The 14,817-nt window shown below is 72.5% G+C and carries 13 protein-coding genes; 5 read left to right on the forward strand and 8 right to left on the reverse strand.

Going from position 1 to position 14,817, the window contains the following annotated elements; genetic code table 11:
• Positions 1 to 19: 19 nt before the first annotated feature.
• The 5 genes from ligA to gdhA form a co-directional block, all read right to left on the reverse strand.
• Positions 20 to 2,236, reverse strand: coding sequence for an NAD-dependent DNA ligase LigA (gene ligA, locus OEIGOIKO_RS12535; protein WP_125054105.1), 2,217 nt, complete (start codon positions 2,234 to 2,236; stop codon positions 20 to 22).
• A 31-nt stretch (positions 2,237 to 2,267) separates the two neighbouring features.
• Positions 2,268 to 3,230 carry a methionine synthase gene (locus tag OEIGOIKO_RS12540; RefSeq protein WP_246177990.1) on the reverse strand — a complete coding sequence of 321 codons (963 nt, stop codon included), beginning with the start codon at positions 3,228 to 3,230 and terminating at the stop codon, positions 2,268 to 2,270.
• 120 nt (positions 3,231 to 3,350) lie between these two features.
• Complete coding sequence (locus OEIGOIKO_RS12545; RefSeq protein WP_125054107.1) at positions 3,351 to 4,040, reverse strand: SDR family oxidoreductase; 690 nt, start codon at positions 4,038 to 4,040, stop codon at positions 3,351 to 3,353.
• Positions 4,041 to 4,130: 90 nt separating this feature from the next.
• Positions 4,131 to 4,673: an LOG family protein gene (locus OEIGOIKO_RS12550; RefSeq protein ID WP_125054108.1), complete on the reverse strand. Its 543-nt coding sequence runs from the start codon at positions 4,671 to 4,673 to the stop codon at positions 4,131 to 4,133.
• Between the two features lie 80 nt (positions 4,674 to 4,753).
• The gene (gdhA, locus tag OEIGOIKO_RS12555) at positions 4,754 to 6,136 is read right to left on the reverse strand and encodes an NADP-specific glutamate dehydrogenase (protein WP_125054109.1); all 1,383 of its coding nucleotides are present in this window, start codon (positions 6,134 to 6,136) and stop codon (positions 4,754 to 4,756) included.
• A gap of 330 nt (positions 6,137 to 6,466) precedes the next feature.
• Between gdhA and murJ the strand changes: the two genes are divergently transcribed.
• Positions 6,467 to 8,035 carry a murein biosynthesis integral membrane protein MurJ gene (gene murJ / locus OEIGOIKO_RS12560; RefSeq protein WP_125054110.1) on the forward strand — a complete coding sequence of 523 codons (1,569 nt, stop codon included), beginning with the start codon at positions 6,467 to 6,469 and terminating at the stop codon, positions 8,033 to 8,035.
• Here murJ and OEIGOIKO_RS12565 read toward each other — a convergent pair.
• Positions 8,001 to 8,813 carry a VC0807 family protein gene (locus OEIGOIKO_RS12565; protein WP_125054111.1) on the reverse strand — a complete coding sequence of 271 codons (813 nt, stop codon included), beginning with the start codon at positions 8,811 to 8,813 and terminating at the stop codon, positions 8,001 to 8,003. The two genes, murJ and OEIGOIKO_RS12565, sit on opposite strands and share 35 nt — an antisense overlap.
• Before the next feature lie 204 nt (positions 8,814 to 9,017).
• Between OEIGOIKO_RS12565 and OEIGOIKO_RS12570 the strand changes: the two genes are divergently transcribed.
• Entirely contained in the window at positions 9,018 to 10,076 is a 1,059-nt protein-coding gene (locus OEIGOIKO_RS12570; RefSeq protein ID WP_125054112.1) for an aldo/keto reductase, read from the forward strand.
• A gap of 51 nt (positions 10,077 to 10,127) precedes the next feature.
• On the opposite strand, the gene mnmA is transcribed toward OEIGOIKO_RS12570, so the two are convergent.
• Entirely contained in the window at positions 10,128 to 11,249 is a 1,122-nt protein-coding gene (gene mnmA, locus OEIGOIKO_RS12575) for a tRNA 2-thiouridine(34) synthase MnmA (protein WP_125054113.1), read from the reverse strand.
• A gap of 54 nt (positions 11,250 to 11,303) precedes the next feature.
• Here mnmA and OEIGOIKO_RS12580 point away from each other — a divergent pair, with 54 nt between their 5' ends.
• Positions 11,304 to 11,993, forward strand: coding sequence for an N-acetylmuramoyl-L-alanine amidase (locus OEIGOIKO_RS12580; RefSeq protein WP_125054114.1), 690 nt, complete (start codon positions 11,304 to 11,306; stop codon positions 11,991 to 11,993).
• Between the two features lie 57 nt (positions 11,994 to 12,050).
• Positions 12,051 to 12,614, forward strand: a complete 564-nt coding sequence (locus OEIGOIKO_RS12585) for a PhoPQ-activated pathogenicity-related family protein (RefSeq protein ID WP_246177322.1) — start codon at positions 12,051 to 12,053, stop codon at positions 12,612 to 12,614.
• Between the two features lie 39 nt (positions 12,615 to 12,653).
• Here the strand turns inward: OEIGOIKO_RS12585 and OEIGOIKO_RS12590 are convergent, their stop codons facing one another.
• Positions 12,654 to 13,823: a cysteine desulfurase family protein gene (locus tag OEIGOIKO_RS12590; RefSeq protein ID WP_125054115.1), complete on the reverse strand. Its 1,170-nt coding sequence runs from the start codon at positions 13,821 to 13,823 to the stop codon at positions 12,654 to 12,656.
• A 152-nt stretch (positions 13,824 to 13,975) separates the two neighbouring features.
• Between OEIGOIKO_RS12590 and OEIGOIKO_RS12595 the strand changes: the two genes are divergently transcribed.
• Entirely contained in the window at positions 13,976 to 14,809 is an 834-nt protein-coding gene (locus OEIGOIKO_RS12595) for an alpha/beta fold hydrolase (RefSeq protein ID WP_125054116.1), read from the forward strand.
• Positions 14,810 to 14,817 lie beyond the last annotated feature (8 nt).

Consider the following 14,817-nt stretch of genomic DNA (forward strand, 5'->3'; position numbering starts at 1 on the left):
GCGCCGATGAGGTGACTCCTCACTCGCCCTCAGGCGGAGTGACAGCTACCGCTCGTGCTTCATCGGGACCCTGCTCCAGCAGCACCGCGAAGCCGTCATCGTCTAGCACAGGCACCTTCAACTGCATGGCCTTGTCGTACTTCGAACCAGGATTGTCTCCCACCACCACGAAACCGGTCTTCTTCGAAACGGAACCGGTCACCTTCGCTCCGAGACGCTGCAGGGCTTCTTTCGCGCCATCTCTGGTGTGTGACTGAAGTGTGCCCGTTACAACGACGGTGACGCCTTCAAGTGGCCGCGGGCCTTCGTCTCCTGAGGATTCCTCTTCCATCCGGACCCCGGCGGCCCGCCACTTCTCCACGACCTCACGGTGCCAGTCCTCGGCGAACCACTGCTTGAGCGAGGCGGCGATGGTCGCGCCGACGCCCTCGACGGCGGCCAGCTCCTCCTCGCTCGCGTCCCTGATCCGGTCCAGCGAACGGAACTCCATGGCGAGCGCCTGGGCGGCCACCGGGCCGACGTGACGGATCGACAGGCCCGTCAGGATGCGGGCCAGCGGACGCTCCTTGGCCGCCTGGATGTTCTCCAGCATCGCCAGGGCGTTCTTCTTCGGCTCGCCCTTCTGGTTGGCGAAGAAGGTGACGACCTTCTCCTCGCCGGTCTTCGGGTCGCGCTTGGGCAGACCGCTGTCCGGGTCGAGGACGTAGGACTTGATGGGCAGCAACTGCTCGATGGACAGGTCGAACAGGTCGCCCTCGTCCTTCAGCGGCGGCTCGGCGGGCTCCAGGGGCTGGCTGAGCGCCGTGGCGGCCACATAGCCGAAGTTCTCGATGTCCAGGGACTTGCGGCCGGCCAGGTAGAACAGCCGCTCGCGGATCTGGGCGGGGCAGGAGCGGGCGTTGGGGCAGCGCAGGTCGACGTCGCCCTCCTTGGCGGGCTGGAGTGCCGTACCGCACTCGGGGCACTCGGCGGGCATCACGAACTCCCGCTCGCTGCCGTCCCGCAGGTCCACCACCGGCCCCAGGATCTCCGGGATGACGTCGCCCGCCTTGCGCAGCACGACCGTGTCGCCGATGTAGACGCCCTTGGCCTTGACCACGTCCTGGTTGTGCAGCGTGGCGAACTCGACCTCGGAGCCGGCCACCGTGACCGGCTCGACGACCGCGTAGGGCGTCACGCGGCCCGTACGGCCGACGCCGACGCGGATGTCCACCAGCTTGGTGTTGACCTCCTCCGGCGGGTACTTCCACGCGATCGCCCAGCGCGGGGCGCGCGAGGTCGAACCGAGACGGCCCTGGAGGGCGATCTCGTCCAGCTTGACCACGGCGCCGTCGATCTCGTGGGCGACGGCCGTGCGCCGGGTCTCCGGGTCGCCGTAGCGCTTGATGAAGCCGCGCACGGCCTCCAGGGAGTCGACGACCTCGTTGTGGTCGGCGGTCGGCAGGCCCCACTCGCGCAGCAGGTCGTACGCGTGCGACTGGCAGTCGATGTCGAAGCCCTCGCGGGCGCCGATGCCGTGCACGACCATGTGCAGCGGGCGGGTGGCGGTGACCTTCGGGTCCTTCTGGCGCAGCGAACCGGCGGCGGCGTTGCGCGGGTTGGCGAACGGCGGCTTGCCGTCGGCCACCAGCCGCTCGTTCAGCTCCAGGAACTTCTCCATGGGGAAGTAGACCTCGCCGCGCACCTCCACCAGCTCCGGGACGCGGTCGCCCTTCAGCCGGTCCGGGATCTCGGTGATCGTGCGGACGTTGGGCGTGATGTCCTCGCCCGTACGGCCGTCACCGCGGGTCGCGGCGCGGGTCAGCCGGCCCTTCTCGTACGTCAGGTTGACCGCGAGGCCGTCGACCTTCAGCTCGCACAGGAAGTGGTAGCCGGCGCTCTTCGGGTCGCCGCCCAGCTCCGTCGCCAGCCGCTCGGCCCAGGCCGCCAGCTCCTCGTCGTCGAAGGCGTTGTCCAGCGAGAGCATCCGCTCGCGGTGCGCGACCTCGGTGAACTCGGTCTCGTACTGCCCGGCGACCTTCTGCGTCGGCGAGTCCGGGGTGCGCAGCTCGGGGTGCTTCTCCTCCAGCGCCTCCAGGGACCGCAGCAGCTTGTCGAACTCCGCGTCGCTGACGACGGGGGCGTCCCGCACGTAGTAGCGGAAGCGGTGCTCCTCGATCTGCTCGGCCAGACGGTCGTGCTCTTCCCGCGCCTTCGCGGGCACCGCGTGCCCCGCCGTGTGCTGTTCGCCGGCCACCGTTACGTCCTCCCGTGGTCCTTGAGTGCCGTCACTCAGGGTTGTCTGCGAGCGATCTCGCGGCCCGGACGCAGTGGGTGAGCACCGAGCGGGCATATGCGGGCGAAGCACCCGCCAGCCCGCACGACGGGGTGACCACCACGGACTCCGCGAGAGTCCCCGGCGCCAGCCCCAGCCTGCGCCACAGCGTCCTGACACCCATGACGCTACCGGCAGGGTCTGACAATGGGCCGTCCACGCCCGGCACCACGCCCGCCAGGAGCGTCGTACCGCCCTCGACCGCCTCGCCGATCGCTTCTTCCTCACGCTCGGTGAGCAGTCCGAAATCGAACGAGATGCCGTGCGCGCCGGCGCGCCGCAGCAGGGCGAACGGGACGCCGGGGGCGCAGGAGTGGACGACCACCGGCGCGCCCGCCTCCCCGGCCACGCCGACCAGGTCGCGCAGGGCGCCCTCCACGACGGCCCGGTCCACGGCGCGGTGCGTGCGGTAGCCGCTCGCGGACTTGATCCGGCCCTGGAGGACGGCGGTCAGCGACGGCTCGTCCAGCTGGAGCACCGGACGCGCGCCGGGCACCCGCCGCCGTACGTCGGCGAGGTGCGCGCGCAGCCCCTCGGCCAGCGACGCCGTCAGGTCCCGGCAGGCGCCGGGGTCGCTGAGGGCCGCCTCGCCGTTGCGCAGTTCCAGCGCGGCGGCCAGGGTCCACGGGCCGACCGCCGAGACCTTCAGGTCACCCTCGTACTCCTGGGTGAACTCCTCCAGCGCGTCCAGGTCCTCGCCCATCCAGGAACGGGCGCGCCGGGTGTCCCGGCCCGGCCGGTCGCTGATCCGCCAGCCGCTCGGCTCCACGTGCGCGTACACGTCGACGAGCAGCCCGGCGGTCCGGCCGATCATGTCGGCGCCGGGCCCCCGGGCGGGCAGCTCCGGCAGGTACGGCAGGGACTCCAGCGAGCCGGTGACGGTCTTGGCGGCCTCGCGGGCGTCGCCGCCGGGCATCGAACCGATACCGGTGGCCGTGCCGGTGCCGGCGTGGCCGGCGAGGCGGGTGGGGGCGTTGTTCTCGGTCACCTGTCGAGGGTAAGTGGCCGTCGGCCGTGGCGGGCCGGGTGGGCGGGGCTACCGACCCGGGCGGACCGTCAGGTCGTTGATCTCCGCGTCACGCGGGAGGTCGAGCGCGGTCAGCATGGTCGTGGCCACCGACTCCGGGTCGATCCACTGGCTCGCGTCGTACTCCCGGCCCTCCTGGCGGAAGACGCTCTCCTGCATCGGGGTGGCGGTGCGGCCCGGGTAGACGGACGTCACCCGGACGCCGTTGCCGTGCTCCTCGGCCCGCAGCGAGTCGGCCAGCGCCTTCAGGCCGTGCTTGCTGGCGGCGTACGCGCCCCACTGGGGGCCCGCGTTCAGGCCGGCGCCCGAGTTGACGAAAATCACGTGGCCCTTGGCGGTCCGCAGCTGCGGGAGGAACTGGCGGGTCAGCTCGGCGGGCGCGAGGAGGTTGGCGGCGATGGTGCGCTGCCACGCCTTGGGGCCGAGGTCGCCGATGGAACCCAGCTCGACGACGCCCGCGATGTGCATCAGGGAGTCCAGCCGGTCGGGGAGCGACTGCTTGCCGAAGGCCCAGTCCAGCTTCTCGGGGGTGGCGAGGTCGCCGACCACCGTGCGGGCGCCGGGGAACTGCCCGGCCAGCTCCTTGGCGCGGCCGGCGTCGCGCGCCAGCAGCCAGAGCTCCTCGCCGCGGTCGGCGAGCCGCCGCGCGACCGCCGCTCCGATGCCCGATCCTGCGCCCGTGATCAAGTGCGTACCCATGGTCCCGATCCTAACGACGCCGACCGGGGCGGCGCGGGCGCGTCCGCGCGGAGCGGAATGGTTCATTCCGCTCCGGCGCCGGTCCCGGGCTCAGCCCTGGACGCCCGCCTGCTCCTCCAGGTACGCCAGCGCCCCGGCGCCGTCCTCCGCGAAGAAGACCAGCTCCGTGAGCGGCAGCGGCAGGAAGCCCTCCTTGTCCATGCGCTGGAACTGCTCCTTGAGGCCGTCGTAGAAACCGGCGGCGTTCAGGAGCACCACGGGCTTGGTGTGCAGGCCGTGCTTCTTCAGCTCCAGGATCTCGGTGGCCTCGTCGAGCGTGCCGGTGCCGCCGACCATGATGACGATCGCGTCGGCGCGCGCCAGCAGCTCGGCCTTCCGCTCGGCGAGGTCCTTGGTGACCACCATGTCGTCCACCCCGGGACGCACCTTGTGCGCGAGGAAGTCCACGGAGACGCCGACGAGCCGGCCGCCCGCCGCCTCCACGCCGTCCGCCATGACCTTCATCAGTCCGCTGTCCGAGCCGCCCCACACCATGGCGTGGCCGCCCTTGCCGATCAGCTCGGCGAACTCGCGGGCGGGTGCGGTGTAGCGGGCGTCGAGGTCGGCGGCGGAGCAGAAGACACAGATGTTCATGACGGCCACTCTACGAGCCGCCACCGACAGCGGGCCGGACGCCGGGGGCGGGCCCTCGGACCGCCCCCCGGGTCAGCCCGTCAGATCAGCCCCTGCGCCAGCATCGCCTCCGCCACCCGCTCGAAGCCCGCGACGTTCGCGCCCGTGACGTAGTCGCCCGGCAGGCCGTAACGCTCCGCGGTCTCGTAGCAGGTGTCGTGGATACCGCGCATGATCGCCGCCAGCTCGCCCTCGGTGCGCTCGAAGTCCCAGGACTCGCGGCCGGAGTTCTGCCGCATCTCCAGGGCGCTGGTGGCCACGCCGCCCGCGTTGGCCGCCTTGCCGGGACCGAAGGCCACGCCCGCCTCCTGGAAGAGGGCCACCGCGCCGGGCGTCGTCGGCATGTTGGCGCCTTCGGAGACGGCCTTGACGCCGTTGCGCACGAGGATGCGCGCGGCGTCGGCGTCCAGTTCGTTCTGGGTCGCGGAGGGCAGCGCGACGTCGCAGGCCACGTCCCAGACCCGGCCGCCGGGCACGTACCGGGCGGAGGCGCCGCGCCGGTCCGCGTAGTCCTGCACGCGGCCCCGCTCGGTCTCCTTGACCTGCTTGAGCAGACCGAGGTCGATGCCCTTCTCGTCGACCACGTAGCCGCCGGAGTCCGAGCAGGTCAGCACATTCGCGCCGAGTGCCTGGGCCTTCTCGATCGTGTAGACGGCGACGTTGCCCGAGCCGGAGACGACGACCTGCTGGCCGTCCAGGTCCTCACCGCGCTGCCGCAGCATCTCGGCGGTGAAGAGCACATTGCCGTAGCCGGTGGCCTCCGTACGGACCGTGGAGCCGCCCCAGCCGAGCCCCTTGCCGGTCAGCACCCCGGCCTCCCAGCGGTTGGTGATCCGCCGGTACTGGCCGAAGAGGTAGCCGATCTCCCGGCCGCCGACGCCGATGTCGCCCGCCGGTACGTCGGTGTGCTCGCCCAGGTGGCGGTGGAGTTCGGTCATGAAGGACTGGCAGAACCGCATCACCTCGGCGTCGGAGCGGCCGCGCGGGTCGAAGTCGCTGCCGCCCTTGCCGCCGCCGATGTTCAGTCCGGTGAGGGCGTTCTTGAAGATCTGCTCGAAGCCGAGGAACTTGACGATGCCGAGGTTGACGGAGGGGTGGAAGCGCAGCCCGCCCTTGTAGGGCCCGAGGGCGCTGTTGAACTCCACCCGGAAGCCGCGGTTGATGTGGACGGCTCCGGAGTCGTCCTGCCACGGCACGCGGAAGAGGATCTGGCGCTCGGGTTCGCAGATCCGCTCCAGGATCTTGGCCTCGGCGTACTCGGGGCGGGCCGCCAGCGCCGGGGCGAGGGTCTGCAGCACTTCGAGGGCGGCCTGGTGGAATTCCGGTTCCCCGGGGTTGCGCCGGATCAGCTCCTGGTGCAGCGCTTCCAGCGAGACCGCTGAGTTCCGTCCGGCCGTACCGATACCGGCATGAACTGTCGACATGTCTTCTCTCCCCTTCGTCGCCGACGAAGGACCACCGGTCGACCGGGACCACGCGCACGGCGCCGCACCCGGCCGGGCGGCCCCTGTGCGTCCCGTCGCTACCGCCGAGCCTAGGGGCCCGCGGGCCGCCGGGGGCCACCGGGGCGGAAGTCGCGATGCGTAAACCTTTGGGTTTAGGTTGCGGCCATGGTGGAGGAAACGCGTCCCGATGCGCATTCAAGGGCCGAGACGGAATTAACAGCAGGGGCGGGCAGTCACGGACAAACAGAGCGAAGAACGGCGAAGGGTGACGGGCCTGCCTCCGGCGGCCTGCGCCGCTCCTCCCTCCTGATGGCCGCGGGCACGGTCGTCTCCCGCGCGACGGGCCTGTTCCGGGGCGTCCTCCAGGCCGCCGCCCTCGGTACGGGCCTGCTGGCCACCACGTACAACACCGCCAACCTCGTCCCGATGAGCCTGTACACACTGCTGATCGGCGGCGCGCTCAACGCCGTGCTCGTGCCGCAGCTCGTACGGGCCCGGGCGGAGCACCCGGACGGCGGCCGGGCGCACGAACAGCGGCTGGTCACGCTCGTCCTGTCCGTCCTCGGTGTCGGCACACTGCTCGCGGTGTGGGCCGCGCCCGAGATCGTCAGCCTGTACACGACGGACACGCCGGAGAATCACGCCGCCTACGAACTGACCGTCGTCTTCGCCCGGTTCCTGCTGCCGCAGATCTTCTTCTACGGGGTGTACGGCATCCTGGGGCAGGTGCTCAACGCGCGCGGGAAGTTCGGCGCGATGATGTGGACGCCGGTGCTCAACAACGTCGTGCTGATCGCCATGTTCGGTGCGTACGTGGGCCTGCTGACCGTTCCGGAGACGGTGGCGGACATCACCGACGCGCAGGTGCGGATGCTGGGTGTGGGCACCACGATCGGCATCGCCCTGCAGGCGCTCGCCCTGATCCCCTACGCGCGCGAGGCGGGCTTCCGCTTCCGGCCGCGCTTCGACTGGCGCGGCACCGGGCTGCGCAAGAGTGCCGACGCGGCGCGCTGGACGCTGCTGTTCGTGCTGGTCAACCTGGTCTCGATGACCGTCGTCACGCACTACGCGACGGCCGCCGACCAGGAACTGCCCAAGGCCGGCGTCGGCTTCTCCTCGTACACCTACGCCCAGAACATCTGGGGACTGCCGCAGTCGATCGTCACCGTCTCGCTGATCACCGCGCTGCTGCCCCGGATGACCCGGGCGGTCGCCGAACAGCGCCTGGACGACCTGCGGAACGACCTCTCCCGCGCGCTGCGAATCAGTGGCACGGTCATCGTCCCGGCCGCCGTGTTCTTCGTGGCCTTCGGCCCGGAGATGGCACAGCTGCTGTACGCGCACGGCGCCGCCAGTGCCGAATCCGCCGTGCCGCTGGGGCAGATGCTCCAGGCACTCGGGCTGGGTCTGATCCCGTTCTCCGCCCAGTCGCTGCTGCTGCGCGGCTTCTACGCCTTCGAGGACACCCGTACACCGTTCCTGATGGCCGCCTGCATCTCCGGTGCGAACATCGCGCTCGCCACCGCCTGCCACCTGCTGCTGCCGGCCCGGTGGGCGGTCGTCGGCATGGCCGCCGCGTACGCCGTTGCGTACGGCGTCGGTCTGCTGGCCAGCGCGTACCTGCTGCGCCGCCGCCTGGAAGGGCGGCTGGACGGGCACCGGCTGAGCCGTACGTACGGCAAGCTCACCGGTGCCGCGCTGGCCTCCGGGGCGGTGGGCTGGGCGGCGGCACACGCCTGTGCCGGTGCCACCGGGGACGCCTTCTGGTCCACGGCGCTGGCCCTGGCCGCCGGGGCGGCGACCATGGCGCTGCTCTTCCTGCTGCTGGCGCGCGCCCTGCGGATCAGCGAGCTGCGGTCCCTGCCGGGGCTGCGCTGACGGAACCGGCCGGGGCGGTGACCGCCGCTCCGGCCGCCGTGTCCGCCGCCACCTCGGCCGCCAGCATCCGCTCCATCATCTGGACGCCGACCACCCCGCTGACCACAGTGGCGACGACGATGGCCACGACCAGCATCACCGTCCCCAGCCACACCATGGTGTCCACCGGCAGCGTGAACGCGCCGATCATCCGCGCCACGCACTCGCCCAGCAGGGCGGCGCCCCACACGGCGGAGTGCCGGTTCTGCACCCGGCGGAACCGCGCCGACCGGGCCGTCAGCCGGTCCCACGCGGCGCCCTTGGCCGCGTCACCCCGGGTCAGCCACGGCTTGAGCGTCGGCACCAGCATCGGCCGTCCGATGAGCGCGGACACCAGCACCGCCAGGCCGAAGGTGCTGCTGACGGCACTGTCCTTGGCCAGCATCAGCCGCTCGTCACCCGCCATCAGGCTCAGCAGCAGACCGACGACGTTGGTCACCGTCATCACCGTCGCCATGGCGTTGAAACGGCGCTCCCTGACCAGGCTCCACACGGAACGCGCGGCGGGCAGGGCGCCGCTCCAGGCCAGTGCGGCCAGGGTGCTCAGACCGAAGACCCCGGTCAGGACGTAGTACGACGCGATCGGGACACCGGCGTCCAGGAGCAGCGCCCGGGGGCCCTCCAGCTTCTTGCCGGACCCGGCGGCCTTGTCGGGCCCGGCCGCCTCACCGGTGCCGGTACCGGTGCCGGTACCGGTGCCGGTCGCGGCCGTCGTGCCGTGCGGGGCCTGGCTGTTCATGGGTCCTCCGTGTCGCTGTGCGCCCGTCCGTCCTTGCGCTTACAGCCTCGCCGCGCGCCCCCGCGTCCCGGCAGGCCCGGGTGTAACCACATCGCCGTGACATTTGTCAGGCCGCGTGCGAGCGCCCGGCCCGGTGCTTGCGTTGAAGCGCCCTCCAGCTCTTAGCGTCTGACGCACGACCCGACCACTGAAGGGGAACTCTTCGTGCGGTACACACTGTTCGGCAGGACCGGTCTGCGGGTGAGCGAACTGAGCCTGGGAACGATGACCATCGGCTCGGACTGGGGCTGGGGCGCCCCCGAGGACACCAGCGCGCGGATCGTCGACGCGTACGACGACGCGGGCGGCAACTTCATCGACACCGCCAACAACTACACCGACGGCAGCTCCGAGAAGATCCTCGGCAAGCTCCTCGAAGGCCGCCGGGACCGCTTCGTGCTCGCCAGCAAGTACACCTGCGCGTTCCGCGCGGGCGACCCCAACGCCGCGGGCAGCCACCGCAAGAGCCTGGTGCGGTCGGTGGAGCAGAGCCTCGCCCGGCTGCGCACCGACCACCTCGACGTGCTCTGGGTGCACGCGCGGGACCACTTCACGCCCGTCGAGGAGACCATGCGGGCGCTGGACGACGTCGTACGGTCGGGCAAGGTGCTGTACGTCGGGGTGTCCGACTGGCCCGCCTGGGAGATCGCGCAGGCGAACACCCTGGCCGAGCTGCGCGGCTGGACCGCGTTCGCGGGCTCGCAGCTGCGCTACAGCCTCCTGGAGCGCACGCCGGAGCGCGAGCTGCTGCCCCAGGCGCGCGCCTTCGACCTGGCCGTCCTGGCGTGGGCCCCGCTGGCGGCCGGGAAGCTGACCGGCAAGTACCGGCGCGGCGAGGGCGGCCGGCTGGACGTCGTCGGGAACGTCGGCGGCACCCCGGACAACGAGGAGGCGACGATCTCGGCGGTGCTGGAGATCGCCGAGCAGGGCGGCTGGAGCCCGGCCCAGGTGGCGCTGGCCTGGCTGCGGCAGCAGCCCGGGAACGTCATCCCGGTCATCGCCGCCACCAAGGAGAGCCAGCTCGCCGACAACCTCGCGAGTGTGGACGTCGAGCTGGACGCGGCCGCGCTGCGGCGGCTGGACGAGGTGAGCGCCGTACCGCTGGGCTTCCCGCACGACTTCCTGGCGGACCCCGGGATCACCCAGAACGTGTACGGCGACCGCTGGACCGCCATCGAGGACCGGCGGTCCGGCTACCGGCGGTCGGTGCGCGGGGTGCTCTGACCCGGCGGCCCATGGCGCTCACCGCGCGGCGCGCGGTGAGCGCCATGGTCGCTACGCGACCGCGCGCGCCCGGTCCGTCGTCGCGATCGTCGCCGAGCCGACCACCCGGGTGCCGTCGTACAGCACGACGGCCTGGCCGGGAGCCACGCCGCGGACCGGCTCGGCGAAGGCGACGCGCAGCTCGCCGTCTACCAGCTCGGCGGTGACCTCGGTCTCGCCGCCGTGGGCGCGCAGCTGCGCGGTGTAGGTGCCGGGGCCGGACGGCGCGGCGCCGCACCAGCGGGGGCGGACGGCGGTGAGCGCGGTCACGTCCAGGGCCTCGGCGGGGCCGACGGTGACCGTGTTGTCGACCGGGGAGATGTCGAGGACGTAGCGCGGCTTGCCGTCCGGGGCGGGGGTGCCGATGCGCAGACCCTTGCGCTGGCCGATGGTGAAGCCGTACGCGCCCTCGTGGGTGCCGAGCTTCGCGCCGGACTCGTCGACGATGTCGCCCTCGGCCGTGCCGAGCCGCTTGGCGAGGAACGCCTGGGTGTCGCCGTCGGCGATGAAGCAGATGTCGTGGCTGTCCGGCTTCTTGGCGACGAACAGGCCGCGCCGGGCGGCCTCCGCACGGATTTCGGCCTTGGTGGTGAGGGTGTCGCCGAGGGGGAACATGGCGTGCGCGAGCTGCTGGTCGTCGAGGACCCCGAGGACGTACGACTGGTCCTTGGCCATGTCGGAGGCGCGGTGCAGCTCACGGCTGCCGTCCGGGTGCTCCACGACGGTGGCGTAGTGGCCGGTGCAGACCGCGTCGAAGCCGAGGGCGAGCGCCTTGTCCAGCAGCGCGGCGAACTTGATCTTCTCGTTGCAGCGCAGGCAGGGGTTGGGGGTGCGGCCGGCCTCGTACTCGGCGAAGAAGTCCTCGACGACGTCCTCACGGAAGCGCTCGGCGAGGTCCCACACGTAGAACGGGATGCCGATGACGTCGGCGGCGCGGCGCGCGTCGTGCGAGTCCTCGATCGTGCAGCAGCCCCGGGCTCCGGTGCGGAAGGATTTCGGGTTCTCGGAGAGCGCGAGGTGCACGCCGGTCACGTCGTGGCCCGCCTCGGCGGCACGGGCGGCGGCGACGGCGGAGTCGACACCGCCGGACATGGCGGCGAGCACGCGGAGGCGGCGGGGAGCGTCAGTCGTCATAACCCTTCCAGGGTAGACGGAACCACCGACAGGCTCCCAAGCGTTGTGCAGCGCATGGGAGACGCGGGGGAATCCGGGCGATCAGCCGGCCAGGGCTTCAGCAGACGGGCCCTGCTGCTCGGCGGCGCGGGCACGGCCCTGGCGGGCGCCGCCGCGTACGCGGTCCACGACGACCTGCTGCGCTGGTGGTGGCGGCTGCCCGGCCGCAAGAAGCCGCGCACCGACGGGGCCGTGGACTACGGCGGCGCGCGCTGGGTCCCGGCCGCCCCGGCGAACTGGCGGCAGGCCGACCGCCCGGACGACTACACCATCGACCGGGTCGTCATCCACGTCGTCCAGGGCGGCTACACGGACGCCCTGCGGGTCTTCCAGAGCCCGCTGCACGGCGCGGCGGCGCACTACGTGGTGCGCAAGGACGGCGCGGTGGCGCAGACGGTCCGCGAGCTGGACGTGGCGTACCACGCGGGCAACCGCGCGTACAACGAGCGCAGCATCGGCATCGAGCACGAGGGCTTCGTGGACCGCCCGGCCTCCTTCACGGCCGCCATGTACGCATCATCGGCGCGGCTGACCGCCGGGATCTGCCGCCGCTACGGCTTCCCCGCCGACCGGCAGCACATCGTGGGCCATGTGGAGGTACCGGGCACCGATCACACCGATCCCGGACCACACTGGAACTGGAAGCTGTACCTGGACCTGGTGCGCGCCGAGCTGCGCCGGCCGGCCCCCACGCCGGGGGCGTGACGCGGGCCGCCGGGGCGTCCGGGCGCCACGCGGCGCCCCTCGTGGAACGGACCCCTCATGGCGTACGACAGAGCCCCGGTCACCCGGCCGACCGGCCGGAACACAGCCACCGGGCGGCGGCCCGGCCTCGCCGAGGACCGCGTCTTCGGCCGTGTCCAGCTGGACCTGGTCGGTGACGCCGGCCTGCTCACGGTGCGGGGCGACCGGGTGGCGACGGCCGAGCTGCGGCGCGCGCCGGGCGCACCGGCCGCCGCGCACGTGCCGGTCGGCACCCGCGCGGGCGCGTACCTCCATCTGTCCGTCGACGGCCGTCCCGCGCACCTCACCCCTGCCAAGGGGCGGCTGACCCGGCGCTCCCACCGGGTGGAGGTGATCTACGGCGGCGCCGTCTACCGGCTCCTCCCGGACTCGCCCAACGGAAGCCGGCTGGTCAAGGAGGGCCGCCGGATCGCGGACTTCTCCTCGGACGGCACCGGCCACGTCTGGGCCGACTGGCATCCGGACGTGGCACCGCCGCTGCGGGAGGACGCCGCGATCGGCTACACCCTCGCCGCGGCCTTCGGCACCGGCGCCGAGCCGACCTGGCGGCTGCTGCTCCAGGCCGCGCTCGACCTGATCTGACGGGCCCGAGGTCCGGACCTCGGCCCGCAAACCCGGCCCTCAGCTCAGCCCGGCGCTCCGCGCCCGTTCCACCACCGGACCGATCGCCTCCGCCACCGCCGCCACGTCCGCCTCGGTGGTCGTGTGGCCGAGGGAGAAGCGCAGCGTGCCGCGCGCGAGGTCGGCGTCCATGCCCGCGGCGAGCAGGACGTGGCTGGGCTGGGCGACACCCGCGGTGCAGGCGGAGCCGGTGGAGCAGGCGATGCCCTGGGCGTCCAGGAGGAGGAGCAGGGAGTCGCCCTCGCAGCCGGGGAAGGAGAAGTGCGCGTTGGCGGGGAGGCGGCCCGCCGGGTCGGGGTCGCCGCCGAGGACGGCGTCCGGGGCGGCGGCCCGTACGGCCTTGACCAGGTCGTCGCGCAGGGCGCCGATGTCGCGGGCGAACTCCTCGCGGTGCTCGACGGCGTACCGCGCGGCGGCGGCGAACGCGGCGATGCCGGGGGTGTCCAGCGTGCCGGAGCGCACCTGCCGCTCCTGGCCGCCGCCGTGCAGGACGGGTACGGGCGCGTACTCGCGGCGCAGCAGCAGCGCGCCGACGCCGTACGGTCCGCCGATCTTGTGCGCGGAGACGGTCATCGCGGCCAGGCCGGAGGCCGCGAAGTCGACCTCCAGCTGCCCGAACGCCTGGACCGCGTCGGCGTGCAGCGGAATGCCGAACTCCGCCGCGACTTCGGCCAGTTCCCGGACCGGCATGACCGTGCCGATCTCGTTGTTGGCCCACATGACGGTGGCCAGCGCGACGTCGTCGGGATTGCGGGCGACCGCCGCGCGGAAGGCGTCGGCGTGCACCCGTCCGTACCCGTCGACGGGCAGCCACTCGACCCGCGCGCCCTCGTGCTCGGCGAGCCACTCCACGGCGTCCAGGACGGCGTGGTGCTCGACGGGGCTGGCGAGGACGCGGGTACGGGCCGGGTCGGCGTCCCGGCGGGCCCAGTACAGGCCCTTGACCGCGAGGTTGTCGGCTTCGGTGCCGCCCGCGGTGAGGACCACCTCACTGGGGCGCGCGCCGAGCGCGGAGGCGAGGGATTCCCGCGCCTCCTCGACGGTGCGCCGGGCCCGCCGGCCGGCGGCGTGCAACGAGGACGCGTTGCCGGTGACGGTCAGCTGGGCGGTCATCGCCTGCACCGCCTCCGGGAGCATCGGGGTGGTGGCGGCGTGGTCGAGGTAAACCATGGTGCGAACGATTCTACGAGCAGGCGCGGGGGCGCATGCCGGGCGCGTGGGGGCTCGGCCGCACTCCCCGGCTTTCGGCGTCCGTCGCCTCCGCCCCGCACACCCCTCGACACCCCTCGACACCCCAGTAAGGAGTGTCTACGCTTACGGTCATGACACAGTGGCTTCTGGACCGTACGTACCGCAGTACCTCCGGCGAAGTGCGCTGGACCACGCTCGGCGAGGACGGGGCACCGCCCCTGGTCCTGCTGCACGGGACACCGTTCTCCTCCTACGTCTGGCGGGGTGTCGCACGGGCGCTGTCCGAACGGTTCCAGGTGTACGTCTGGGATCTGCCGGGCTACGGAGCGTCCGAGAAAGCCGCAGGCCAGGACGTGTCCCTGCCCCGGCAGGCGGAGGTGTTCACGGAACTGCTCACCCACTGGGGGCGCACCGACCGGGAACCCATCGTCGTCGCCCACGACTTCGGCGGCTACGTGGCCCTGCGGGCCCACCTGGTGCACGGCGCGCGCTACCGGCGCCTCGCGCTCGTCGGCCCGACCACCCTGCCCGGCTGGGGCTCCCCCACGTACCGCCTGCTCGGCGAGCACCCCGATGTCTTCGCGCAGCTGCCTCCCGCCCTGCACCGGGCGCTGGTGACGGAGTACATCTCGTCGGCGAGCAGCCCCGGCATGCACCCGGCCGTCCTGGAGCAGCTCGTCGAACCGTGGTGCACGGAGCAGGGACAGCCCGCCTTCTACCGGCAGATCGAGCAGAACGGGCTGGACGCCACCGCGGACCTCACGCAGGAGGAGTACCGCAAGGTCTCGGTGCCGACGCTGGTCGCCTGGGGTGCGCAGGACGCGTGGAACCCCGCCACGCTGGCCCACGACCTCGCGGCGATGATCCCCGGCGCCCGCCTGCGTCTCGTCGACGGGGCCGGGCACCTCGTGCAGGAGGACGCGCCCGCGGAACTGACGGCGCTGCTCACGGCGTTCACGGCGTAGGACCGCGT

Origin of the sequence: Streptomyces paromomycinus (assembly GCF_003865155.1) — a bacterium.
Taxonomy (GTDB): Bacteria; Actinomycetota; Actinomycetes; order Streptomycetales; family Streptomycetaceae; genus Streptomyces; species Streptomyces chrestomyceticus.

Coding starts and splice junctions, on each gene's coding strand:
- OEIGOIKO_RS12540 (WP_246177990.1), bottom strand. CDS start 3,230: ATGCCCGGCGGCGACGCCCGCGAGGCCGCCAAGACCGTCACCGGCTCG.
- OEIGOIKO_RS12545 (WP_125054107.1), bottom strand. CDS start 4,040: ATGGGTACGCACTTGATCACGGGCGCAGGATCGGGCATCGGAGCGGCG.
- OEIGOIKO_RS12550 (WP_125054108.1), bottom strand. CDS start 4,673: ATGAACATCTGTGTCTTCTGCTCCGCCGCCGACCTCGACGCCCGCTAC.
- gdhA (WP_125054109.1), bottom strand. CDS start 6,136: ATGTCGACAGTTCATGCCGGTATCGGTACGGCCGGACGGAACTCAGCG.
- murJ (WP_125054110.1), top strand. CDS start 6,467: ATGGCCGCGGGCACGGTCGTCTCCCGCGCGACGGGCCTGTTCCGGGGC.
- OEIGOIKO_RS12565 (WP_125054111.1), bottom strand. CDS start 8,813: ATGAACAGCCAGGCCCCGCACGGCACGACGGCCGCGACCGGCACCGGT.
- mnmA (WP_125054113.1), bottom strand. CDS start 11,249: ATGACGACTGACGCTCCCCGCCGCCTCCGCGTGCTCGCCGCCATGTCC.
- OEIGOIKO_RS12580 (WP_125054114.1), top strand. CDS start 11,304: ATGGGAGACGCGGGGGAATCCGGGCGATCAGCCGGCCAGGGCTTCAGC.
- OEIGOIKO_RS12585 (WP_246177322.1), top strand. CDS start 12,051: ATGGCGTACGACAGAGCCCCGGTCACCCGGCCGACCGGCCGGAACACA.
- OEIGOIKO_RS12590 (WP_125054115.1), bottom strand. CDS start 13,823: ATGGTTTACCTCGACCACGCCGCCACCACCCCGATGCTCCCGGAGGCG.
- OEIGOIKO_RS12595 (WP_125054116.1), top strand. CDS start 13,976: ATGACACAGTGGCTTCTGGACCGTACGTACCGCAGTACCTCCGGCGAA.